This is a genomic window from Enterobacter sp. MF024 (genome assembly GCF_005843915.1).
Classification (GTDB): domain Bacteria; phylum Pseudomonadota; class Gammaproteobacteria; order Enterobacterales; family Enterobacteriaceae; genus Enterobacter; species Enterobacter barmai.
Map to the genome: position 1 here is coordinate 121,374 of NZ_VCBB01000005.1, position 24,322 is coordinate 145,695.

20 protein-coding genes are annotated in these 24,322 nt (G+C 59.1%); 11 read left to right on the forward strand and 9 right to left on the reverse strand.

The annotated features are described in order from the left end of the window. The first annotated feature begins 3 nt into the window (after positions 1-3). The gene (locus FFB58_RS10015) at positions 4-2,004 is read left to right on the forward strand and encodes a GNAT family N-acetyltransferase (protein WP_286172691.1); all 2,001 of its coding nucleotides are present in this window, start codon (positions 4-6) and stop codon (positions 2,002-2,004) included. Positions 2,005-2,077: 73 nt separating this feature from the next. Beyond that, positions 2,078-2,773 carry an esterase gene (ypfH, locus tag FFB58_RS10020; protein WP_138369782.1) on the forward strand — a complete coding sequence of 232 codons (696 nt, stop codon included), beginning with the start codon at positions 2,078-2,080 and terminating at the stop codon, positions 2,771-2,773. 38 nt (positions 2,774-2,811) lie between these two features. Here ypfH and FFB58_RS10025 read toward each other — a convergent pair whose 3' ends face one another. From FFB58_RS10025 to FFB58_RS10035, 3 genes are read right to left on the reverse strand one after another with little or no spacing between them, the layout of a single operon-like run. Continuing rightward, a complete protein-coding gene (locus FFB58_RS10025; RefSeq protein WP_039029679.1) occupies positions 2,812-3,009 on the reverse strand; it encodes a YpfN family protein in 198 nt (65 codons plus the stop codon). A 26-nt stretch (positions 3,010-3,035) separates the two neighbouring features. Then, the gene (gene dapE, locus FFB58_RS10030) at positions 3,036-4,163 is read right to left on the reverse strand and encodes a succinyl-diaminopimelate desuccinylase (protein WP_039029678.1); all 1,128 of its coding nucleotides are present in this window, start codon (positions 4,161-4,163) and stop codon (positions 3,036-3,038) included. A 3-nt stretch (positions 4,164-4,166) separates the two neighbouring features. Beyond that, positions 4,167-4,523 carry an ArsC family reductase gene (locus tag FFB58_RS10035; protein ID WP_138369783.1) on the reverse strand — a complete coding sequence of 119 codons (357 nt, stop codon included), beginning with the start codon at positions 4,521-4,523 and terminating at the stop codon, positions 4,167-4,169. A gap of 389 nt (positions 4,524-4,912) precedes the next feature. Here FFB58_RS10035 and ypfM point away from each other — a divergent pair, with 389 nt between their 5' ends. Then, on the forward strand, positions 4,913-4,972 hold the full coding sequence (ypfM, locus tag FFB58_RS10040) for a protein YpfM (protein ID WP_015572204.1): 60 nt from the start codon (positions 4,913-4,915) through the stop codon (positions 4,970-4,972). A gap of 106 nt (positions 4,973-5,078) precedes the next feature. Here ypfM and acrD read toward each other — a convergent pair whose 3' ends face one another. Together acrD and narQ are read right to left on the reverse strand one after the other, a co-directional pair. Continuing rightward, positions 5,079-8,192, reverse strand: coding sequence for a multidrug efflux RND transporter permease AcrD (gene acrD, locus FFB58_RS10045; protein ID WP_138369784.1), 3,114 nt, complete (start codon positions 8,190-8,192; stop codon positions 5,079-5,081). 200 nt (positions 8,193-8,392) lie between these two features. Next, the gene (gene narQ, locus FFB58_RS10050; RefSeq protein ID WP_138369785.1) at positions 8,393-10,087 is read right to left on the reverse strand and encodes a nitrate/nitrite two-component system sensor histidine kinase NarQ; all 1,695 of its coding nucleotides are present in this window, start codon (positions 10,085-10,087) and stop codon (positions 8,393-8,395) included. Between the two features lie 197 nt (positions 10,088-10,284). Here narQ and aegA point away from each other — a divergent pair, with 197 nt between their 5' ends. From aegA to FFB58_RS10065, 3 genes are all read left to right on the forward strand, one after another. Beyond that, the gene (gene aegA / locus FFB58_RS10055; RefSeq protein WP_138369786.1) at positions 10,285-12,234 is read left to right on the forward strand and encodes a formate-dependent uric acid utilization protein AegA; all 1,950 of its coding nucleotides are present in this window, start codon (positions 10,285-10,287) and stop codon (positions 12,232-12,234) included. A 65-nt stretch (positions 12,235-12,299) separates the two neighbouring features. Beyond that, positions 12,300-12,875 carry a GDP-mannose pyrophosphatase NudK gene (gene nudK / locus FFB58_RS10060; protein WP_138370001.1) on the forward strand — a complete coding sequence of 192 codons (576 nt, stop codon included), beginning with the start codon at positions 12,300-12,302 and terminating at the stop codon, positions 12,873-12,875. Between the two features lie 125 nt (positions 12,876-13,000). Further along, entirely contained in the window at positions 13,001-14,044 is a 1,044-nt protein-coding gene (locus FFB58_RS10065) for a DUF1176 domain-containing protein (RefSeq protein ID WP_138369787.1), read from the forward strand. Between the two features lie 104 nt (positions 14,045-14,148). On the opposite strand, the gene tkt is transcribed toward FFB58_RS10065, so the two are convergent. Together tkt and tal are read right to left on the reverse strand one after the other, a co-directional pair. Beyond that, positions 14,149-16,137, reverse strand: coding sequence for a transketolase (gene tkt, locus FFB58_RS10070; protein ID WP_138369788.1), 1,989 nt, complete (start codon positions 16,135-16,137; stop codon positions 14,149-14,151). 19 nt (positions 16,138-16,156) lie between these two features. Further along, entirely contained in the window at positions 16,157-17,107 is a 951-nt protein-coding gene (gene tal / locus FFB58_RS10075) for a transaldolase (RefSeq protein ID WP_138369789.1), read from the reverse strand. A gap of 292 nt (positions 17,108-17,399) precedes the next feature. Between tal and maeB the strand changes: the two genes are divergently transcribed. Beyond that, positions 17,400-19,679 carry an NADP-dependent oxaloacetate-decarboxylating malate dehydrogenase gene (gene maeB / locus FFB58_RS10080; RefSeq protein ID WP_138369790.1) on the forward strand — a complete coding sequence of 760 codons (2,280 nt, stop codon included), beginning with the start codon at positions 17,400-17,402 and terminating at the stop codon, positions 19,677-19,679. Positions 19,680-19,783: 104 nt separating this feature from the next. Here the strand turns inward: maeB and hemF are convergent, their stop codons facing one another. Both hemF and amiA read right to left on the reverse strand, forming a co-directional pair. Next, positions 19,784-20,683, reverse strand: coding sequence for an oxygen-dependent coproporphyrinogen oxidase (gene hemF, locus FFB58_RS10085; protein WP_138369791.1), 900 nt, complete (start codon positions 20,681-20,683; stop codon positions 19,784-19,786). Next, a complete protein-coding gene (amiA, locus tag FFB58_RS10090) occupies positions 20,683-21,558 on the reverse strand; it encodes an N-acetylmuramoyl-L-alanine amidase AmiA (RefSeq protein WP_039029668.1) in 876 nt (291 codons plus the stop codon). Before amiA ends, hemF begins: the two co-directional genes overlap by 1 nt. Before the next feature lie 212 nt (positions 21,559-21,770). Here amiA and FFB58_RS10095 point away from each other — a divergent pair, with 212 nt between their 5' ends. The 4 genes from FFB58_RS10095 (at position 21,771) to FFB58_RS10110 (ending at position 24,263) form a co-directional block, all read left to right on the forward strand. After that, on the forward strand, positions 21,771-22,196 hold the full coding sequence (locus FFB58_RS10095; protein WP_032613000.1) for a GNAT family acetyltransferase: 426 nt from the start codon (positions 21,771-21,773) through the stop codon (positions 22,194-22,196). Continuing rightward, entirely contained in the window at positions 22,183-22,632 is a 450-nt protein-coding gene (locus FFB58_RS10100) for a DUF2919 domain-containing protein (RefSeq protein WP_138369792.1), read from the forward strand. The genes FFB58_RS10095 and FFB58_RS10100 overlap by 14 nt, the downstream gene beginning before the upstream one ends. A 62-nt stretch (positions 22,633-22,694) precedes the next feature. After that, a complete protein-coding gene (locus FFB58_RS10105; protein WP_039029666.1) occupies positions 22,695-23,270 on the forward strand; it encodes an RpoE-regulated lipoprotein in 576 nt (191 codons plus the stop codon). 93 nt (positions 23,271-23,363) lie between these two features. Then, a complete protein-coding gene (locus tag FFB58_RS10110; RefSeq protein WP_039029665.1) occupies positions 23,364-24,263 on the forward strand; it encodes a Dyp-type peroxidase in 900 nt (299 codons plus the stop codon). Positions 24,264-24,322: the final 59 nt, after the last annotated feature.

Consider the following 24,322-nt stretch of genomic DNA (forward strand, 5'->3'; position numbering starts at 1 on the left):
GGGATGAATTTATCAGGCCTGCCTGAACAACTGGCGCGGGAGGGGCACCGGCGGCTGCTGGTGCTGAGCGGAGATGACATCTGGACGCAGCAGCAGGCGCTGCTGCTGAAAGGGCACTATCCCGGGGACTGGCTGTGGATTGGCCCTGACGCTCCGCAATCGCCTTCCTGCGCGCCGCAGGCGCTGCATCAACTGCTGGGCCGCGAGTTTCTGCATGCTATCTTCGATGCCCGACAGGGCTTTGATGTCTCGGCGTTTGCCGCCGTGGCGGGCACGCTGCGTGCCGGAAGCGTGCTGGTATTACTCACGCCCGATCTGACACGCTGGCCCGAGGAACCCGACCAGGATTCACTGCGCTGGAGCGACAGCCCGGAGCCCATCCCCACGCCGCGTTTTATTCACCGCTTCTGCCGCCACATCCTGCGCGATCCGCTGGTATTACGCTGGCAGCAGGGCGAGCCTTTTAGCTTTACGCCATCCGCACCGGCACCCGCCTGGCACCCGGCCAGCGGCGAACCGCAGAGCGAGCAGGCGGCTGTTCTCGATCATCTCATGACGATGCCCGAAGGCGTCGCCGCCGTGACCGCCCCGCGCGGGCGCGGCAAGTCGGCGCTGGCGGGCATGCTGTTGCAGCGCATTGCCGGTAACGCCATTGTCACCGCCCCCGCCAGAGCGGCGACCGAGGTCATTGCCCGCTTTGGCGGCGAGCGCTACCACTTTATAGCCCCGGATGCGCTGCTGGCTTCGGATCTGCACGCCGACTGGCTGATTGTCGATGAGGCGGCAGCCATTCCCGGCCCGCTGCTCGAGAGGCTGGTGACGCGCTTCCCCCGCATTCTGCTCACCACTACGGTGCAGGGCTATGAGGGCACCGGCCGGGGATTTTTACTGAAATTCTGCGCCCGTTTTGCCGGGCTGCGTTACTTCACGCTCTCCGCCCCGGTGCGCTGGGCCGCAGGCTGTCCGCTGGAGCGCATTATTGCGGATGTCCTGCTGTTTGATGATGAGCCCGACGACCGCGTTCCGCAGGGCGGAATCAGTTATATGCCGCTGGAGCAGGAGGCCTGGCGCCGGGAGCCTGCGCTGCCGACCGCCGTCTACAAACTGCTCTGCGCCGCCCACTACCGAACGTCACCTCTCGATCTGCGGCGCATGATGGATGCCCCCGGGCAGCATTTTGCCGTCGCCCGCGCCGGGGAGATCGTCTGCGGCGCGCTGTGGCTGGTGGAGGAGGGCGGTTTGAGCCCGGCGCTCAGCCAGGCTGTATGGGCGGGCTACCGGCGTCCGCGCGGTAATCTGGTAGCGCAATCTTTAGCGGCACACGGCGGTTCACCTCAGGCGGCGACGCTCACCGCCCGACGGGTAACCCGGGTGGCCGTCCATCCTGCCCGCCAGCGTGAAGGCATTGGTCAGGCGCTGGTGGCGAGTAGCCGCCTGCAGGAGAGCCTCGACTACCTTTCCGTCAGCTTCGGCTACACCGACGAACTGTGGCGCTTCTGGCAGCGCTGTGGATTTGTGCTGGTACGCATGGGCAGCCACCGCGAAGCCAGCAGTGGCTGCTTCTCGGCGATGGCGCTCCTGCCGCTCAGCGCGGCGGGGCAGGTGCTGTGCCGGCGTGAGCATCAGCGACTGTGTCGCGATGCTGCGGTAATTGAGCGCTGGAACGGTGAAAAGATCCCGGTACAGCCTACAGGGGAAGCTACCCTTAATGATGATGACTGGCTGGAGCTGGCCGGGTTTGCTTTTGCGCACCGCCCGCTCACGGCGTCGCTCGCCAGTCTGACGCGATTGCTGCACACGGCGGATCTGCCGCTGACCGGCCTGCGGGGCAAAATCGGGCAGGGCATGGACGACAGCGACCTCAGCCAGCTGTTGGGGCTGAGCGGGCGTAAGGCGTTGTTGAGCTATCTGCGCAGCGAGGCGGGTCAGGCCCTGGCGCAGCTGGACAACCCTCGCTGTCAGGAGCTGAAACAGACTGTTTTGCAATGGCAATTTTTTCAATGACTTCATCAGTAAACTGGCATGTTCATTCTGCCTGTCAGGCGTAGAATCCCGTTTATCAATTAAGGAGACTGCCATGAAACATGACCATTTTGTTGTCCAGAGCCCCGATAAACCGGCCAAACAGCTGCTGCTGCTGTTTCATGGCGTCGGCGATAACCCGGTCAATATGGGGCAGGTTGGCAGCTGGTTTGCGCCGCTGTTTCCCGACGCTCTGGTGGTCAGCGTGGGCGGTCCACAGCCGTGCGGCCCGAACGGTCGCCAGTGGTTTTCGGTGCAGGACGTGACCGAAGAGAGCCGTCAGGGGCGGGTGGATGCCATCATGCCGACCTTTGTCGAAACGGTGCGTTACTGGCAGCAGCAGAGCGGGGTGAAGTCAGATGCCACCGCGCTGATTGGTTTTTCTCAGGGCGCGATCATGGCGCTGGAGAGCGTAAAGGCGGAGCCGGGTCTGGTCTCACGGGTGATTGCTTTCAACGGTCGCTATGCGACCTTGCCTGAGCAGGCGACCACGAAGACCACTATCCATCTGATCCACGGCGGGGAAGATCGCGTGATCGAGCTTTCCCATGCGGTTGCCGCTCAGGAAGCGCTGATCCGCGCAGGGGGCGATGTGACGCTGGATATTGTCGACGATCTGGGCCACGCCATTGACGATCGCAGCGTTCAGTTTGCGCTGGATCACCTGCGGTATACCGTGCCGAAACACTACTTCGATGAAGCGCTCAGCGGCGGCAAGCCGAATGATGACGATATTGTTGAATTCTTTTAGCGGATAACCCTCTCCCCGTCGGGGAGAGGGTGAAGGCGTTACTTCTTCTGGTCTTTCTTCGGCCAGTCGTCTTCATCATCCCACTTGTCATTAAAATCACGGTGGGGAGGGAGTTCAGGTTTGTTGGCGAGGAATTTCTTATGGTCAACGCGCTTGAGATCCTTGATCACGTTCAGCAGCACGCCTACCAGAAAAACCAGTACCAGGATCCACCAGTATTTAGCCAGCCAGTCCATTCGCTTATCCTTCTTTGGGGCAACCGTCAGGCGACGAGCTGCTCCATGATACGTTGATACATACGGGCCAGCAGTTGCAAATCTGCGGCGTTCACGCATTCATTGATTTTATGAATCGTGGCGTTCACCGGCCCAAGTTCGACCACCTGTGCACCCATGCGGGCAATAAAGCGTCCGTCAGAGGTTCCGCCAGTGGTCAGCAGTTGCGGTTTAATTTCATTATAGTGCGCGATAGCGTTAACCACCGCATCCACCAGCTTACCGCGTCCGGTCAGGAACGGCTGGCCGGACAGCCACCAGTCGATGCTGTAGCGCAGCTGGTGTTTCTCCAGCAGGGCCACCACGCGGGCTTTGATCATCTCGTCCGTCAGCTCGGTGCTGAAGCGGAAGTTAAACTGCACAAACAGATCGCCAGGGATAACGTTGTTGCTGCCGGTACCGGCCTGAATGTTGGCAATCTGCATGCTGGTCGGCGGGAAATAGTCGTTGCCCTTATCCCATTCGATCCCGACCAGCTCGTTGAGCATCGGGGCGGCGCGATGTACCGGATTGTCGGCCAGATGCGGATAGGCCACATGACCCTGTACGCCGTGAATGGTCAGGTTACAGGTGATGGAGCCGCGACGGCCATTTTTGACCACGTCACCCACCACTTCGGTGCTGGACGGCTCGCCCACCAGGCAGTAATCCAGACGTTCGTTGCGCGCCATTAGCGTTTCAACCACCTTCACGGTGCCGTTTTTAGCGCTGGCCTCTTCATCAGAGGTGATCAAGAACGCCAGACGGCCTTTATGGTTCGGGTATTGCGCCACGAAACGTTCAGCGGCAACTACCATCGCCGCCAGGGAGCCTTTCATGTCCGCCGCGCCGCGGCCAAACAGCATGCCGTCGCGGATGGTCGGTTCGAAAGGCGGATTGATCCAGCGGTCGGCATCCCCGGCTGGCACCACATCGGTATGGCCGGCGAACGCCAGTGTTTCACCCTGACCGCGCCAGGCCCAGAAATTTTGCGTGTCGCCAAAATCCATCGGTTCGACGGTAAAACCAATCGCCCGCAGGCGTTCGATCATCAGAGCCTGACAACCCGCATCATCGGGGCTCAGGGAAGGGCGGCGAATAAGCTGCTGAGTCAGCTCAATGACCGGGCATGACATAGACTACACCTCAATAAAATAGGTTTGGTATTGGTTTTCGTTAAAACCCAGCAGCATAGGCTTACCGGGCGTCCAGAGCAATGGGCGTTTGATGATTGCAGGCATTTCAAGCATTAACGCCGCGGCGCTGTCCGCATTGTTGATGCTGGCGCGCAGGGATTCATCCAGTTTACGCCAGGTTGTGCCGCGGGTGTTCAGCAGGGCTTCCCAGCCGAGCTCGGCGATGAATTTCTGCATCAAATCAGCATCAAGGCCGTCAGCGCGATAGTCGTGAAAACGGTAGTCAACGTTGTTCTGCTCCAGCCAGCGGCGGGCTTTTTTAATGGTGTCGCAATTTTTGATGCCGTACAGGGTGGTCATGGTGAATCCTTTTGTCTTAAAAGTGGGCAGTTGCTCAGTATTTTCGATGATTAAAGGTTTGCGGAAATATAACACATTTGTTTTATTACATTATTGAATATTCAACCGCGGCATAAATAGTGCACAGGTCATGAATATTATTTCATCTTTATCGCATAGAAGTCCAACGGCGAAAAAGTTTAGTAAGAACAGGGAGTAAATAAACATCTCACCCTCGATCAAGGTTATTTCAAAATATTGCAGTTGGTCACATAAAATTTATGGAGAAGGACCCATATTATCTACAAGCCAGTCGTACCAACGGGGGTAGAGCAGTACCACTGATTAAAAAGTCTTCACAATGATGATATATTCTCGTAGAATGGCCCATAATAATAAGAGAGGTAGTTATGATTGAACGTGAACTGGGGAACTGGAAAGATTTTATCGAAGGCATGCTTCGTAAATGACATTCAGCAAGAATTGCAAGAGCACTTAATTAGTTAATAACAATAGTGTGAAAATAAACACACAAAAAAGGCGTCCGGTAAGGACGCCTTTTTTATTTTCAGTAGCTTATTTCTGTCGTTCCTTTAACGGGAAACGTCGACGCACCAGAACAAAGAACAGCGGCACGAAGTAAATGGCGAGGATCGTCGCCGAGATCATCCCGCCCATCACCCCGGTACCCACCGCATGCTGGCTGCTGGACCCCGCACCGGAGCTGGTTGCCATCGGCAGCACGCCAAAGACGAACGCCAGGGAGGTCATCAGAATAGGACGCAGACGCTGGCGACAGGCTTCGAGCGTCGCGGCCATCAGGTCGTGGCCTTTTTCATTCATCTCGTTGGCAAACTCGACAATCAGAATGGCGTTCTTCGCCGACAGGCCAATAACCGTTAACAGCCCCACCTGGAAGTAGACGTCATTTTCCAGGCCGCGCATCCAGGTGGCGAGCAGGGCGCCGATCACCCCCAGCGGAACCACCAGCATTACCGAGAACGGCACCGACCAGCTCTCATACAGCGCGGCCAGACACAGGAACACCACCAGCAGCGACAGGGCATACAATGCCGGAGCCTGGGCACCCGAGAGGCGCTCCTGATAGGACATGGCGGTCCACTCGAGGCCAAACCCGGCAGGCAACTGCTGCACCAGATTTTCCATCGTATCCATGGCGGTACCGGTGCTGACGCCCGGCGCGGCTTCCCCGACAATCTCTACCGCAGCGTAGCCGTTATAGCGCTCCAGACGCGGTGAACCGGTCTCCCAGCGCGAGGTGGCAAAGGCCGAGAAGGGCACCATGCCGCCGTCTTTATTGCGCACATACCACAGGTTGATATCGTCCGGCAGCATGCGGTATTTAGCCGCCGACTGGACATAGACCTTCTTCACGCGGCCACGATCCATAAAGTCGTTCACGTAGCTTGAGCCCCACGCGGTTTGCAGGGTGTCGTTGATGTCGTCGATGGAGACGCCCAGCGCCTGCGCTTTGCGCTGATCGATATCGATTTGCAGCTGCGGGCTGTCGTCCAGACCGTTGTGGCGCACGCGGGTCAGGGAAGGCTCTTCCCCGGCCAGCTCCAGCAGCCGGTCGCGGGCGGCCATCAGGGCGTCATGACCGGCTCCGGCGTGATCCTGCAGCTCCATGTCAAAGCCTGCCGAGCTGCCGAGCCCGCTGATGGCCGGAGGGCTGCTGGCAAAGACCCGCGCCTCTTTAATGTGGCTGAAGGCTTTAGTGGCGCGCTCGATAATGGCGAACGAGCTCCCGGTTTTGGCATCACGCTCATCCCAGTCTTTCAGGCGGACAAACATACGCGCCACGTTCTGCCCGTTCCCGCCGGGGCCGGAGCCCACGGTGGCAAAGACCGACAGCACGTTGTCTTTCTCTTTGTTAAAGAAGTACGACTCCACCTGCTGCACCACCTTCAGGGTCTGCTGTTGGGTCGAGCCGCTCGGTAGCTGTACCGAGGTGATAAACATGCCCCGGTCTTCCAGCGGCAGGAACGAGGTGGGCAGGCGCAGGAACATAAAGACCATGCCCCCCAGCAGCAGAACGTAGATCAGCATCCAGCGCAGGCTGCGTTGCAGGATCCGCCCCACGCCCGCTTCGTAGCGCGCTGCGTTGCGGTTAAACATGCGGTTGAACCAGCCGAAGAACCCCTTCTGACCGTGCTGCTCGCCCTTATGCAGCGGCTTAAGCAGGGTGGCGCACAGCGCCGGGGTGAGGATCATCGCCACCAGCACCGACAGCACCATCGCCGCAACGATGGTTATTGAGAACTGGCGGTAGATCGCCCCGGTGGTGCCGCCGAAGAAGGCCATCGGCACAAAGACCGCCGACAGCACCATGGCGATACCCACCAGCGCGCCCTGGATCTGCTTCATCGATTTCCGTGTGGCTTCACGGGGCGAGAGTCCCTCTTCGCTCATGATACGTTCGACGTTCTCCACCACCACGATGGCGTCATCCACCAGCAGGCCTATCGCCAGCACCATCGCGAACATGGTGAGGGTGTTAATGCTGTAGCCAAAGGCGTAGAGCACCGTGAAGGTGCCCATCAACACCACCGGGACGGCGATGGTCGGGATCAACGTTGCGCGGAAGTTTTGCAGGAACAGATACATCACCAGGAATACCAGGGCGATGGCTTCCAGCAGGGTTTTCACCACATCTTCAATGGAAGCCTTCACGAACGAGGTGGTCTCGTAGGCGATTTTGTATTCCAGCCCGTGGGGGAAATAGTGCGACAGCTCATCGAGACGGTCGATCACCAGCTCCGCGGTGGCCATCTCGTTAGCGCCGGAGGCCAGCTTAACGCCCAGCCCGGAGGCCGCTTTGCCGTTAAAACGGCTCAGGTAATCGTACTTCTCGGCCCCCATCTCCACGGTGGCGACATCCCCCAGACGCACCTCGGATCCATCCTGATTGACGCGCAGGGTGATATCGCGGAACTGCTGCGGGGTTTGTAACAGCGACTGGGAGTTGATGGTGGCGTTCAGCGCCTGCTTGTCCACGGACGGTGTTCCGCCCAGCTGGCCCACCGCAATCTGCGCGTTCTGTGATTCGATGGCGTCGGTGACGTCTTTCGCGGTCATCTGGAAGCTGTTGAGCTTCGCCGGGTCGAGCCAGATACGCATCGAGTATTGCGACCCGTAGGCGTCGATATCCCCCACGCCGTTGATACGGCTCAGCGGATCCTGAATATTACTGGCGACATAGTCGGCGATATCCTGCTTATCCATTGAGCCGTCAGTGGAGACAAACGCAATGGTCAGGATGTTGGTATCGCCGGTTTTACGCACCGTCACGCCCTGATTCTGTACCGCCTGCGGCAGCTTACGCATGGCCGACTGCAGCTGGTTCTGCACCTGTTGCACCGCTTCATCCGGGTCGGCGCCCGCGGTAAAGCTCAGGGTTATCGACGCCTGGCCGGTGGCGCTGCTCTGGGACGACATGTACATCAGGTTGTCGAGGCCCGTCATGTTCTGCTCAATCACCTGGGTGACGGTGTTCTCCAGGGTTTGCGCGGATGCTCCCGGATAGTTGGCCGTGATCCGCACGTTAGGCGGAGCCAGATCGGGATACTGCTCAACGGGAAGGGAAAAAATAGCCAGCGTGCCGGTCAGACACAACAGAATTGCCAGCACCCAGGCAAAAATGGGGCGATCGATGAAAAAATTCGCCATTAAAGTAGGACCTCGTTTTGCTGCGCGTCGTAATGGTTTATAGCCCGCATAACTCTAGCGGTAAGGGGGATGTCAAACGTGGAGAAATAAAGGAGATAATGTAAATTATCATGCGCTTTCTCCGCGCCATCGCCCGTTGTGCAGCGGTGAGTATTGTTCATCCGCGCGGCTGAAAGATGACTCCCCGCCTGTTTTTACCGTTATTTACCCTCGATGGTAGTTGAAGATCGAAAGTTGACGCTGACCTGGGTACCGCCGTCCGGCGGCTGCGAGAAGCTCAGGGTTCCCCCCAGGCGTTCGGCGCGCTCGCGCATAATGTTCAGGCCGTAGTGACCCGGCGGCTCGCTGGCATCGCCAATCCCGATGCCGTTATCGCAGATCGTCACCCTGTGGCTGCCGTCCGGGTCGGTGACGCAGCTGACCGTAATCTCGCTGGCCTGCGCATGCTTGATGGCGTTCAGCACCGCCTCCCGGACAATCTGCAGCAGGTGCACCTGCATCTGCGCATCCAGCGCCAGCGACGAAAGCTGGCAGTCGAGGCTCAGCCGGGCGGCGGTCTGTTTTTGTAAATCCTCCAGCGTCTCCTGCAGCGCGGCCGGCAGATTGGCCTGGTTCAGCGTCAGGCGGAAGGTGGTGAGCAGTTCACGCAGCTGGCGGTAGGCGGCATTCAGCGCCCGGGAGAAATCGGTGATGATCGCCTGCGCCGTTTCGTTCTCCTCCGGCACCGCATGTTTGAGCAGCGTCAGCTGGATACGCAGATAAGAGAGCATCTGCGCCAGGGAATCATGCAGCTCGCGGGCGATGGTGGCGCGCTCCTCCATCAGCAGCAGCTGGTGATAGTGCTTCTGCGCCTGGTTGGAAAACAGGCCCCGGCCAAGCATCGTCGCGACGCTCTTCATCAGCGGCACCGGAACGGCGCGCTGTTCGCTTTGCCAGCGCAGTTCGCCGAAGCGGGTCTCCAGCATCACCACCGGCAGCACCTGGGTGTCGAGATGCGCTGCGGCTTCGCCCTCCTGCATCTGCCAGCCGTCGCTGGTGTGCAGGGCCAGATAATTTATCCCGGTATATTCGCAGACTATGTGCAGGATGTTGCGGAAGCAGTGGCTGTCTATCTTGCCGGTATTCAGCGCCTGGGAGCAGGTAAACAGCATCTCCAGCTGCTGGTGGGCTTCGTGCAGATGGTGCGTCTTCTCCTCAACCGAACTCTCCAGCGAGCGGTACAGGCTGTGCAGTTCCGTCGACATATGATTGAAGGTGCGGGAGAGCAGGCCAAGCTCGTTGGGCAGATCGGTATCCGGCACCGGGGTATCAAAGTGGCCTTGCTCGATTTGCAGGCTGGAGGTCACCAGGTGATTGAGCGGGGCGACCACCTGCCGGCGGATCCGGCGCAGGGTGATAAACACCAGCAGGAAAATACCCGTCCCGCCCGCCAGGGAGATGGCGAACACCAGCCGGATCTTGTGTTCGGCGTAGTGCTGCAGGGAGAGAACAAAAGCGTCGATACGCGCCACGTATGCGTCCATCTGGCCCTGATACCAGACGTAATCACCCTGAGCGAGTTTCTGATCCACCGCCTGCCATGAGATCTGCAGCTGGCGATAGCGCTCCTTTACCTCGTCCGGCACATACCAGCTTTTCAGGGTGAGCAGGGCAGGGGCGTTGAGGGTTTGCTGCCAGATTTTGCGATGCGGCAGCAGGTCGACGCTGCCCCGCTGGATATCGTATCCCAGGCGATAGCTCTGCATTCGCAACGAGCCGGCCAGGTTGATCGCCTCGGCATCACGCTGCCCGCTGGCGAGGGTAAACAGCGCGATGGCGCTGGTCAGCAGAGAGAGGGCGATGATGGAGAAAAAGGCCCGGGCAAGGCTGCGTGAAACAGGTTGTTTAACTCTCACTAATCGCGTCCTGATAAGCCTTGTCTTAAAGGAATGAAACGTAATTTCACTCGTGATGAAATTAATTGATCTGACACAGGTTCAGGCGAAATATTTCCCGTTCCTGGGCAAATGAACATTGCCTGTTACCGTTGCGGTGGGTAAATACACTATTCCATTAAAAGAATAAGGTTATCAGAGCCTGCAAGGGAATCGTCATGAACCGTTTTATTATGGCAAATAGCCAGCAATGTATTGGATGCTATGCCTGCGAGGTCGCTTGCGTCATGGCACATAATAATGAGCAACACGTCCTCAGCCAGCGCCAGTTTACCCCTCGCATCACGGTGGTGAAAGAGGGCAGTAAGCGTAGCGCCGTCACCTGCCATCACTGTGAAAACGCCCCCTGTATGCAGAGCTGCCCGAACGGGGCCATCAGCCGGGTGGATGCCAGCGTGCAGGTGGAGGGACACAAATGTATCGGCTGTAAAGCCTGCGTGGTTGCCTGCCCGTTTGGCACCATGGAGATCGTCACCACGCCCCTTGCGGCCACTGCCCAGAAGTGCGATCTCTGCCCTGAACGCCCGCAGGGCCCCGCCTGCGTGGAGAGTTGCCCGGCAGATGCCCTGTCGCTGGTCACCCCCGAAAACCTGAACCAGCTGGCTCGTGCCAGGCGACTGCGCACCGCGCGGCAAGAGGCCCAGCCGTGGCAGACCCGGTCGGCGAGCGTGACCACAACCGTTAGCAAACGCGAGCAGATGTACGCGCTGCCAGCGCGCGGCGAGCCGGATAAGCTCACCCCCGAAGCGCGGGCGGGTAATTTTGACGAAATCTATCTGCCGTTCCGCCCGGCGCAGGCGCAGCGGGAGGCAGACCGCTGCCTGAAGTGTGGCGAGCATTCGATCTGCGAATGGACCTGCCCGCTGCACAACCATATTCCCCAGTGGATCGAGCGGGTAAAAGCGGGGGATATCGACGCTGCGGTAGAGTTATCCCATCAGACCAACTGCCTGCCGGAAATCACGGGCCGGGTCTGCCCGCAGGACAAACTCTGCGAAGGGGCCTGCACGGTGCGCGACGTGGCCGGGTCGGTGACCATCGGCAACATCGAGCGCTATATTTCGGATCAGGCGCTGGCCAAAGGCTGGCGGCCGGATCTGAGCCAGGTCACGCCGGTCAATAAAAAGGTGGCGATTATCGGGGCCGGACCTGCCGGGCTGGCCTGCGCCGACGCGTTGATCCGCCGCGGGATCGGCGTCACGGTATATGACCGTCATCCGGAAATCGGCGGTCTGCTCACCTTCGGCATTCCGGCCTTTAAGCTGGATAAATCCCTGCTGGCCCGCCGCCGGGAGATCTTCACCGCCATGGGCATCCGCTTTGAGCTCAACTGCGAAGTGGGCAAAGACATCCGGCTTACGCAGTTGCTCAGCGATTACGACGCCCTGTTTGTCGGCGTGGGCACCTACCGCTCGATGAAAGCGGGCATTCCTCATGAGGATGCCCCGGGGGTCTACGATGCCTTGCCGTTCCTGGTGGGCAATACCCGCCAGCTGATGGGACTGCCGTCATCAGCGGATGACCCCTTTGTTGATACCGCCGGGCTGAACGTGGTGGTGCTGGGGGGCGGCGATACGGCGATGGACTGCGTGCGTACCGCCCTGCGTCACGGGGCCGCGAACGTGACCTGCGCCTATCGCCGGGATGAAGCCAACATGCCGGGCTCGAAAAAAGAGGTTAAGAACGCTAAAGAAGAAGGCGCGGCCTTTGAGTTCAACGTCCAGCCGGTGGAGTTGACCCTTGATGATAATGGCCAGGTAAACGGCATCCGCCTGCTGCGCACCCGGCTGGGTGAACCCGACGCCCAGGGCCGCCGCCGTCCGGTGCCGGTTGAGGGCAGCGAGTTTGTGATGCCTGCCGATGCGGTAATTATGGCCTTCGGCTTTAACCCCCATGCGATGCCCTGGCTGCAGGCGCAGGGTGTTGAGGTGGATGACTGGGGGCGGATTGCCGCCAGCGTCGAATCACGCTACCGCTATCAGACCAGCAACCCGCAGATCTTTGCCGGTGGCGACGCGGTGCGCGGCGCCGACCTGGTAGTGACGGCGATGGCCGAAGGGCGACATGCCGCCCAGGGGATCGCCGACTGGCTTGGAGTCGTCCATTAACCCGACGGGCGACAATGCGGGCTTCGCAGCGTAGTATGACCGGCATGATGCGCAACGGAGCCCGTATTACCGTGAAAATTGAACTAATTAAAGACAAGTGCCTTTCTGATAACTATTTCATCCTGCGTAACCTTACCTACGACCTGACGCGGCGTAACGGCGAAGTGGTGCGCCACAAACGCGAAGTTTACGATCGCGGCAACGGTGCCACGGTCCTGCTCTATAACCGTGAGAAGAAGAGCGTGGTGCTGATCCGCCAGTTCCGCATCGCCACCTGGGTGAACGGCAACCCCGACGGACGCCTGATTGAAGCCTGCGCCGGGCTGCTGGACAACGACGAGCCGGAAGTGTGCATTCGCAAAGAGGCGGTTGAGGAGACCGGCTTCGTGGTCGGCGAGGCGCGTAAAGTGTTTGAACTCTATATGTCTCCGGGCGGAGTAACAGAGATCGTCCATTTCTTCGTGGCGGAATACAGCGACGCCCGGCGCGCCGGGGAGGGCGGCGGGATTGAAGATGAAGAGATTGAGGTGCTGGAACTGCCCTTCGTTCAGGCACTTGCGATGATACAGACGGGTGAAATACGGGACGGCAAAACGGTGATATTATTGCAATATTTGCAAAGTTCCGGGTTAATGGCTTGATCTTATTACCGTTAATAAGATGTATTTTATATAAATCTATCCGATAAATCTGATTGAGCTACCCCGTTATGAGCAGGAAGATACGGTCTGTCTGTCCAGTCATTGCTTCCGGGATCCTGCTATTCATGCGTCACTGCCTTTTACTTGTTTTCATGCTCAGCGTGCTGCCTGCGTCTTTGGCCCGGGCGGCACCTGCACAGCAGTCGTTCACTGACTGGCAGGTGACCTGCAATAACCAGAACTTTTGCATCGCGCGCAACACCGGCGAGCACAACGGGCTGGTGATGACCTTAAGCCGCAGCGCCGGGGCGAAAACCGACGCGGTGCTGCGTATCGATCTCGGTGGGCTGGAAACGCCCGATCCTAAACAGCCCGCCATCGCGCCCCGCTTGCTGCTTGACGGCGAGCCCTTGCGCCTCGATCCCCCGCACTGGAAAATTACCCCGTGGCGCTTGACCACTGACCATGCCGCCACCATTACCGCCCTGTTGACCACCCTGCAGCAAAAAAGGGCTATCACCCTTGCCGACGGCAAGCAGACGATCTCTCTGGATGGGCTGAAAGAGGCGCTGCAGTTTATTGACGCCCAGCAAAAGCGTGGCGGGAGTGAAACGGCGTGGATCAACAAAGGCGCGCAGCCGCCGCTGAGCGTGCCGCCCGCACCTGCGCTGAAAGAGGTGGCCGTGGTGAACCCGACCCCGACGCCGCTTACCCGCGAGGAGCGCAGCGATCTACTGGACTATGGCACCTGGCGCATCAATAACAGCCAGTGTTCCCTCGACCCGGCGCGTCGTGAAGTGCGGGTCACCGCCTTAACGGATGACAAAGCGCTGCTGATAGTTAGCTGCGAGGCGGGGGCATACAACACCGTCGATTTAGCCTGGCTGGTCTCGCGTAAAAAGCCGTTCGCTTCGCACGTGGTGCGCCTGCGCCTGCCTTTTGTGCCGTCGAGCGACAGCAGCGAGATGGAGTTAATGAACGCCAGTTTTGATGAGAAGAGCCGCGAGCTGACCACCCTGGCGCTGGGCCGGGGCATTGCAGACTGCGGTATCCAGACGCGCTGGCGTTTTAGCGGGCAGCGCTTCCGTCTGGTGCGCTATGCCGAAGAGCCGAGCTGCGATAACTGGCATGGCCCGGATTCATGGCCGACGCTGTGGATTACAAGGTAAAAGCAAAACGGCAACCCTATGGTTGCCGTTTTTAGTGTTTGCTCCCTCTCCTTGTGGGAGAGGGCCGGGGTGAGGGCATCAGGCCGCACAACCCGGCAACGCACTTAAAGCAAATTCTGCGCCTTCTCTACCACGTTCTCTACGGTAAAGCCGAAGAACGGGAACAGCTTGTCGGCCGGAGCGGATTCACCGTAGCCGGTCATCCCGACGATTGCCCCCTTCAGCCCGACGTACTTGTACCAGTAATCCGCGATCCCCGCTTCAACGGCCACACGCGCCGTCACGTCTGAAGGCAGCACCGACTCGCGGTAGGCTTCATCCTGGGCATCAAAGATATCCGTGGAAGGCAGCGACACCACCCGCACCGCATGGCCTTCGGCGGTGAGTTTCTCGGCCGCCTTGACGGTGATCTCCATCTCCGAACCGGTGGCAATCAAAATCACGTCCGGCTTGCCGCCGCTGTCTTTGAGGATATACCCCCCGCGGGCAATGTTTTTCACCTGCTCCGGGGTACGTTCGATCTGCGCCAGGTTCTGACGGGAGAGGATCAGCGCCGTCGGGCCGTTATGACGTTCCACCGCCAGCTTCCAGCCCACCACTGCTTCGACCTGATCGCAAGGACGCCAGGTGCTGAAGTTCGGCGTCAGACGCAGGCTGGCCAGCTGTTCCACCGCCTGGTGGGTCGGGCCATCTTCCCCGAGACCAATGGAGTCGTGGGTATAGACCATGATCTGCCGGGCCTTCATCAGCGCCGCCATACGCGCGGCGTTACGCGCATACTCCACGAACATCAGGAAGGTGGCGGTGTAAGGCACGAATCCGCCGTGATGGGCGATACCGTTGGCAATGGCGGTCATCCCGAACTCGCGCACCCCGTAGTGAATGTAGTTCCCGGCAAGATCCTCTTTGATCGAGGTGGAACCCGACCAGATCGTCAGGTTACTGGGCGCCAGATCCGCCGAGCCGCCCAGCAGCTCCGGCAGGCTCGGGCCGATGGCATTGAGGACGTTTTGCGACGCCTTACGGGTGGCGATTTTCGCCGGGTTAGCCTGTAGATTCTCAATCAGCGCCTGGGTGGTCTCTTCCCAGTCCTCAGGCAGGCCACCGCTCATGCGACGGCTGAACTCAGCCGCCAGCTCCGGGTGCGCCTTCTGGTAGGCCGCGAATTTGTCGTTCCACTCTTTCTGGGCTTTTTCGCCCGCCTCGCGGGCATCCCAGGCCTGGTAGATCTCTTTTGGCACTTCGAAGGCCGGGTATTTCCAGCCCAGCTTCTGCCGGGTCAGGGCCACTTCCTCTTCGCCCAGCGCCGCGCCGTGGGCCTCTTCCTTCCCGGCTTTGTTCGGGGAACCAAATCCGATGACCGTGCGACAGATAATCAGCGACGGTTTGTCCGTCACGCTTTGCGCTTCCTGAATAGCCGCTTTCAGCGCCTCGGGATCGTGACCGTCAATCTCATGCACCACGTGCCAGTGGTAGGCTTCAAAGCGTTTGGCGGTGTCGTCGGTGAACCAGCCCTCGGTTTCGCCGTCAATGGAGATGCCGTTGTGATCGTAGAAACCAATCAGCTTGCCCAGACCCAGCGTGCCCGCCAGAGAGCAGACCTCGTGCGAGATCCCCTCCATCAGACAGCCGTCGCCCATAAACACATAAGTATGGTGATCGACAATTTCATGTCCCGGCTGGTTAAACTGCGCCGCCAGCGTGCGCTCGGCAATCGCCAGCCCAACCGCATTCGCCAGCCCCTGACCGAGTGGCCCGGTGGTGGTTTCGACCCCTGGCGTATACCCCAGCTCCGGGTGTCCCGGCGTTTTCGAGTGCAGCTGACGGAAGTTTTTAAGCTCTTCCAGCGGCAGGTTATAGCCGGAGAGATGCAGCAGGCTGTAGAGCAGCATCGAGGCGTGACCGTTAGAGAGAATAAAGCGGTCGCGGTCGTACCACGTCGGATCGTTGGGGTTATGTTTCAGGAAGTCGTTCCACAACACTTCGGCGATATCGGCCATGCCCATAGGTGCGCCTGGATGGCCGGAATTGGCTTTTTGCACGGCATCCATGCTGAGGGCGCGAATGGCATTGGCTAACTCTTTACGGGACATAGTTCACTCCATGGCAAGGTTACAGTTTGGCGGCGAGCAGATCTTCAAGTTTGCGTTGGTCGACCGCGAAAAGACGGATCCCTTCTGACAGCTTCTCGACCGCCATGGCGTCCTGATTATGCTCCCAGCGGAATTCGGCTTCGGTCATGGGTTTTGGTTTTGGCAGCACCGTTGAGGACGGCACCAGGCGGCGGATAACCGGCTCATCTTTGTCCTGCAGCTCTTTCAGCAGGTTAGGGGAGATGGTCAGGCGGTCGCAGCCGGTGAGGGCGAGGATCTGCTCGGTGCGGCGGAAGCTGGCACCCATCACGATGGTTTCATAGCGGTGTTGCTTGTAGTAATCGTAGATATTACGAACGGATTTCACGCCGGGATCTTCTTCCACCACGTAGGGGGCCATCGGCTGGCGGGCCTGATACCAGTCATAGATACGCCCGACGAACGGGGAAACCAGATGCACACCGGCTTCGGCGCAGGCGCGTGCCTGAGCGAAGGAGAACAGCAGGGTGAGGTTGCAGTTGATCCCCTCTTTTTCCAGCACTTCGGCGGCGCGGATCCCCTCCCAGGTGGAGGCCAGCTTGATCAGAATCCGCGACTTCTCGACATCCTGCGCCTCATACAGCTGCACCAGGTGCCGCGCTTTGGCGATGCTTTTCTCCTGGTCAAAGGAGAGGCGGGCGTCCACTTCGGTGGAGACGCGCCCCGGAATGCTTTTCAGAATTTCGCTACCAATATTCACCGCCAGCTTGTCGCTGGCCTCGGCAACCTGTTGTTCTTTGGTTTTACCGCGTCCTTTACCGTACGCGATGGCGTCGTCGATCAGGTGCGAGAAGTGCGCCAGCCCGGCGGCTTTCAGCAGCAGCGAGGGGTTGGTGGTCGCATCCTGCGGCTGGTAGTGGCGGATGGATTCGATATCACCGCTGTCGGCAACGACCGTGGTGAATTGTTTGATGCCGTCTAGTTGGTTCATAAATGAATACTCCTTAGAAATAAAAGAGTTGATGGAGTGCTTAGAAACACACTTCTGTGAATTTCGCGACGTACTTAACAAAAAAGCATAGCAGACGAGCATGGTCTTGCTTCGTTGGGCAGGTAACATGATTGTTATAAATTGATAACAATTTTTGTTTCTGGATGGTCAGAGTTTGGCAGCCTTCAAAGTTTGAACGGCGGTCAACGGCGATACTGTCCGCCACGCCAGGGTGAACATCAGGACCATAACTACATCACCCTTTTTAACGATAAGTGAAAGGAACCCTACAATGGATGAGCAGTTGAAACAGAGTGCCCTCGATTTTCATGAATTCCCCGTACCAGGCAAAATTCAGGTTTCTCCGACCAAACCTCTCGCCACCCAGCGTGACCTGGCGCTGGCCTACTCGCCTGGCGTCGCCGCGCCCTGTCTCGAAATCGAAAAAGATCCGCTGGCGGCCTACAAATACACCGCCCGCGGCAACCTGGTGGCGGTGATCTCCAACGGTACGGCGGTTCTGGGGCTGGGCAATATCGGGGCGCTGGCCGGTAAACCGGTGATGGAAGGGAAAGGCGTACTGTTCAAAAAATTCGCCGGTATCGACGTGTTTGATATTGAAGTGGACGAGCTCGACCCGGATAAATTCATCAACGTGGTGGCCGCGCTGGAGCCGACCTTTGGCGGCATCAACCTCGAGGACATCAAAGCGCCGGAATGTTTCTATATCGAGCAGAAGCTGCGTGAGCGCATGAACATTCCGGTGTTCCACGACGATCAGCACGGAACGGCGATCATCAGCACCGCCGCCATCCTCAACGGCCTGCGGGTGGTGGAGAAAAACCTCTCTGACGTGCGCATGGTGGTCTCCGGCGCGGGTGCGGCAGCCATCGCCTGTATGAACCTGCTGGTGGCGCTGGGCATGCAGAAGCACAACATCGTGGTCTGCGACTCCAAAGGGGTGATCTACAAGGGCCGCGAAGCCAATATGGCGGAGACCAAAGCCGCCTACGCCGTGGATGACGACGGCAAGCGCAGCCTGGCAGAGGTGATGGACGGGGCGGATATCTTCCTCGGCTGCTCGGGCCCAAAAGTGCTCAGCGAAGAGATGGTGATGAAGATGGCGCGCGCGCCGTTAATCCTCGCCCTGGCCAACCCGGAGCCGGAGATCCTGCCGCCGCTGGCAAAAGCGGTGCGCCCGGATGCCATTATCTGTACCGGCCGCTCTGACTATCCGAACCAGGTGAACAACGTTCTCTGCTTCCCGTTCATCTTCCGCGGGGCGCTGGACGTCGGCGCTACCGCCATCAACGAAGAGATGAAGCTGGCTGCGGTTCACGCCATTGCCGAGCTGGCCCACGCCGAGCAGAGCGAAGTGGTGGCCTCGGCCTATGGCGATCAGGATCTGAGCTTCGGCCCGGACTACATCATTCCTAAACCGTTCGATCCGCGCCTGATCGTGAAGATCGCCCCGGCGGTTGCAAAGGCGGCGATGGACTCCGGCGTGGCGACGCGCCCGATTCAGGACTTTGACGCCTACGTCGATAAACTCACCGAGTTCGTCTACAAAACCAATCTGTTTATGAAGCCGATCTTCTCTCAGGCGCGCACAGACGCAAAACGCGTGGTGCTGGCGGAAGGGGAAGAGGCGCGCGTCCTGCACGCCACTCAGGAGCTGGTGAGCCTGGGGCTGGCGAAGCCGATCCTGATTGGCCGTCCGAGCGTGATCGAGATGCGTATCCAGAAGCTGGGGCTGCAGATCAAGCCGGGCGTGGACTTTGAGATCGTCAACAATGAGTCCGATCCGCGCTTTAAGGAGTACTGGAACGAGTACTACGCCATCATGAAGCGCCGGGGGATCACCCAGGAGCAGGCCCAGCGGGCGGTGATCAGCAACACTACGGTGATCGGGGCGATCATGGTTCACCGCGGCGAGGCTGACGCGCTGATCTGCGGCACCATTGGTGACTATCACGAGCACTTCAGCGTGGTACAGGAGATCTTCGGCTATCGCGAAAACGTGCATACCGCCGGGGCGATGAACGCGCTGCTGCTGCCAAGCGGCAACACCTTTATTGCCGACACCTACGTCAACGACGATCCAACCCCGGAACAGCTGGCGGAGATCACCGTGATGGCGGCGGAAACGGTGCGTCGCTTTGGTATCGAACCGAAAGTGGCTCTGCTGTCGCACTCCAACTTTGGCTCATCCAAATCGGCTGCCGCCTGCAAAATGCGCCAGACCCTGGAACTGGTACGCGAGCGCGCGCCGGAACTGATGATCGACGGTGAAATGCACGGCGACGCCGCGCTGGTGGAGAGCATCCGCAACGAACGCATGCCGGACAGCCCGCTGAAAGGCTCAGCCAACGTGCTGATCATGCCGAATGTGGAAGCGGCGCGTATCAGCTACAACCTGCTGCGCGTCTCCAGTTCTGAAGGGGTGACCGTGGGGCCGGTGCTGATGGGCGTGGCGAAACCGGTGCATGTGTTAACCCCGATTGCCTCTGTGCGTCGTATTGTGAACATGGTAGCGCTGGCGGTGGTAGAGGCGCAGACGCAGCCGCTGTAAGTGGGATTCCCCTCACCCCGGCCCTCTCCCCAGAGGGGCGAGGGTGAAAAGACGGTTCCGTGCGGTTCCCTCTCCCCTTTGGGGAGAGGGTTAGGGTGAGGGGGTTAAATCCAGTCCCGAACCTTAATAAACTCCTTCAGGGCAGCCTCGCGGCTGCCTTCTTTCGGTTCAAAGCTGTACTCCCAGCGCACCAGCGGCGGCATCGACATCAGAATCGACTCCGTGCGTCCGCCGGTCTGCAGGCCGAACAGCGTGCCGCGATCCCACACCAGATTAAACTCCACGTAACGCCCGCGGCGATAGAGCTGGAACTCGCGCTCGCGCACGCCGTAATCGTGGTTCTTGCGCCGTTCGACAATCGGCAGGTAGGCGTCGGTGTAGCCATTGCCGACCGCCTGCATAAAGCTGAAGGCGGTATCGAAGTCCGGGGTGTTCAGATCGTCAAAGAACAGGCCGCCAATGCCGCGCTGCTCGTCGCGGTGCTTGAGGTAAAAATAGTCATCGCACCACTTTTTGTATTTCGGGTAGACCTCTTCGCCAAAGGGCTGGCACAGGTCGTGGGCGGTCTGGTGCCAGTGCACCGCGTCCTCTTCAAACCCGTAGAAAGGCGTTAAGTCGAAGCCGCCGCCAAACCACCACACCGGATCGGCGCCCGGTTTCTCGGCGATAAAAAAGCGCACGTTGGCGTGGCTGGTGGGTACGAACGGGTTATGAGGATGAACGACCAGCGAGACGCCCATCGCCTCAAAGCTGCGGCCTGCCAGTTCCGGGCGGTGCGCGGTCGCCGAGGCGGGCATCGCGTCGCCGTGTACGTGGGAGAAGTTGACCCCGGCCTGCTCGAATACGCCGCCGTTGCGCAGTACGCGGCTGCGCCCGCCGCCGCCGGCTTCGCGCTGCCACTCATCCTGCTGGAATTCACCGCCATCGACGGCGCTCAGTTTCTGGCAAATGTCATCCTGCAGTTGCATGAGGAACGCTTTGACCAGATGTGCATTGGGTTTCATCAACGTTTCCTGGAGTGCGCTTTCTGGTTATCGAACCAGTTAAAGTAACTGATAATGCCGGAGGCAATCGCGTTGGCGATCTTCTGACGAAACGCCGTGGTGCCGAGCAGACGCTCTTCTTCCGGGTTGGTAATAAAGGAGGTTTCCACCAGCACGGACGGAATTGACGGCGATTTCAGGACCACAAACGCCGCCTGCTCGGTGCCTTTGCTGTGCAGACGGTGCACCGGCTTAATCTTCTTCAGAATGTGCGACCCGAGCGTCAGGCTGTTTTTGATGGTATCGGTCTGGACCAGGTCAAACAGCACCTGCTGCAGGAGATGATCTTTGTCGGTGGTTTTCTTCCCGGCCACCTCATCCGCGCGGTTTTCCCGGTCGGAGAGGTATTTTGCCATGGCGCTACTGGCGCCACGGTTGGAGAGGGCAAACACCGATGCGCCGGCCGCCGAGGGGTTAGTAAAGCCGTCCGCGTGGATCGACATAAACAGATCCGCGCCGTGCTGGTGGGCGATCTCCACGCGGTCGTACAGCGGAATAAAGGTGTCGCCGGAGCGCGTCAGGCGGGCGTCAATGCCGTTGCTGCGTAAAATCGACCGGACATTTTTTGCAATCGCCAGCACAACGTGTTTTTCTTTCGAACCGTTTTTGCCAATGGCGCCAGTATCAATGCCCCCGTGGCCCGGATCGAGCATCACCAGACGCTTCGCCCCGGCTTTTTTGGTTTTGGGCTTGCTGTGTCCGTTACTGGTTTTTAGCGTGCTCTCTTCTTTTGCCTGAGCCTGCTTTGCGATGCCTGTTAACGTTAAGGCCGCCAGCCCCGCTTTGAGAACCTGACGACGCGATGTGAGTGCTTTTAATGGTTTGAATGTGCTCATGCGGCCTGAATTGTAAAAATTGGGGTCCTGGTGTTATATCGTATCGTCTTTTCCGTTACGACAGTCCATGTGGCGAATTGTTTTACTTTTCATTTCAATACGTGACAAAGTGCCATTATGCCAAATTTTCAGGCGTTTTTCGCAGGATATTGGCGAAAGAGGGCGTTCGCGTCATAATCACTGTTTTTGAACCCAAAAAGGCGGTTAATACCATGGAGATACGCGTTTTTCGCCAGGCAGACTTCGAAGAGGTCATCACCCTTTGGGAGCGCTGCGAGCTACTGCGACCGTGGAACGATCCGGAGATGGACATTGAGCGTAAGCTCAATCATGACGTCAGTCTGTTCCTGGTGGCGGAGGTCAACGGTGAAGTGGTGGGCACCGTGATGGGCGGCTACGACGGGCATCGCGGCTCGGCGTACTACCTGGGCGTGCACCCGGAATTTCGCGGACGCGGCATCGCTAACGCGCTGCTCAATCGTCTGGAAAAGAAACTGATCGCCCGCGGCTGTCCAAAAATTCAGATCATGGTGCGGGAAGATAATGACATGGTGCTGGGCATGTACGAGCGACTTAACTATGAACATGCCGACGTACTGACGCTGGGCAAGCGCCTGATAGAAGATGAAGAGTATTGATTTCCACCCGGGCGCCTACGACAGCCACGGCCGGGTCCGCCTGCCGTTTCTGTTCTGGTGCGTGCTGCTGCTTCAGGCCCGTACCTGGGTGCTGTTCGTGATGGCCGGGGCTTCCCGCGATCAGGGCAACACCCTGCTGAACCTGTTTTATCCCGATCACGATAACTTCTGGCTGGGGCTGCTGCCGGGGATCCCGGCGGTGCTGGCCTTTATGCTGAGCGGGCGGCGGCATCTCTGGCCGCGCCTGTGGCAGGCTCTACGCGGGCTGCTGATCCTTGCCCAGTGCGTTCTGCTGTGCTGGCAGCCCCTGCTGTGGTTGAAAGGGGAAGCCCTGAGCGGCGTGGGGATTGCGCTGGTGGTGGCCGATATTGTGGCGCTACTGTGGCTGCTGACCAACCCCCGTCTGCGCGCCTGTTTTACGCCTGAGAAAGATTAAACGGCACTTTTTAGCGATGCTGTACTCCAACAAGCGTTCAAATAACCAGAAAGGAACTCCCGATGAAATCGCTGCGTTTACTGTTATGCGCGCTCCCCGTTGTCCTGACGGGCTGTTCAACGCTCTCCGCCGTTAACTGGTCTGCGGCCTATCCCTGGAACTGGTTCGGCTCCTCCACCGACGTGACCGAGCAGGGCGTCGGAAATCTCACCGCCGCCACGCCGCTGGAACAGAGCGCCATCGAATCGGCACTGGGCGGTGATTACCGGCTGCGCAGCGGCATGAAAACACAGAACGGCAACATCGTGCACTATTTCGAAGCGCTAAAAGATGACCAGCTGGCGATGGTAATTAACGGTGACAAAAACACGGTGACGCGCATCGAAGTGCTGGACAGCGACGTTGAAACCGACAGCGGCGTGAAGGTCGGTACCCCGTTCAGCGACCTGTATCAGAAGGCCTACGGCAACTGCACCAGCGCCCCGAACGAAGAGAGCGTGGCGGTGGAGTGTAAGGCGGAAGGCAGCCAGCACATCAGCTATCAGTTCAGCGGAACCTGGAACGGCCCGGAAGGGTTGATGCCTTCTGACGACGCGCTGAAAAACTGGAAAGTCAGCAAAATTATCTGGCAGCAGTAAATTGCGCCTGGACAAGCCGCCTCGTTAAAAAAGGGGGTATAATCGCCGCCAACAATGCCACGACTTCGTGGCATCTTTTTTTCAGGAGGAGCGATGTCTCAGGTTCAGAGTGGCATTTTGCCAGAACATTGCCGCGCGGCGATTTGGATCGAAGCCAATGTCAAAGGGGATACCGATGCCCTGCGTGCGGCTAGCAAAGTCTTTATTGATAACGTGGCCACCTTCCAGGCCAAATTCCCGGATGCGCACTGCGGCGCGGTGGTGGCGTTTGGCCACGACGTCTGGCGTCAGCTGAGCGGCGGGGAAGGGGCTGAAGAGCTGAAGGACTTTGTCCCTTACGGTAAAGGTCTGGCCCCGGCCACCCAGTACGACGTGCTGATCCATATTCTCTCTCTGCGTCACGACGTGAACTTCTCCATTGCCCAGGCCGCGATGGCTGCCTTTGGCGACTGCGTTGAGGTAAAAGAAGAGATCCACGGTTTCCGCTGGGTGGAAGAGCGCGATCTGAGCGGCTTCGTTGACGGCACCGAAAACCCGGCAGGGGATGAGACCCGTCGTGAAGTGGCGGTGATCAAAGAGGGCGTGGATGCGGGCGGCAGCTACGTGTTCGTTCAGCGCTGGGAGCACAACCTCAAGCAGCTTAACCGCATGAGCGTGCACGACCAGGAGATGATGATTGGCCGCACCAAAGAGGCCAATGAAGAGATCGACGGCGACGACCGCCCGGCGACCTCACACCTGAGCCGCGTCGATTTGAAAGAGGACGGTAAAGGGCTGAAGATTGTCCGCCAGAGCCTGCCGTACGGCACCGCCAGCGGGACAAATGGCCTCTACTTCTGCGCCTACTGCGCGCGCCTGTACAACATCGAACAGCAGCTGCTGAGCATGTTTGGCGACACCGACGGCAAGCGCGACGCAATGCTGCGCTTCACCAAACCGGTGACCGGCGGCTACTACTTTGCACCGTCCGTTGAACGTCTGCTGGCGTTATAAAAGCCCCCTCACCCTGACCCTCTCCCCACAGGGGAGAGGGGATTAATGCTTATTCCCTT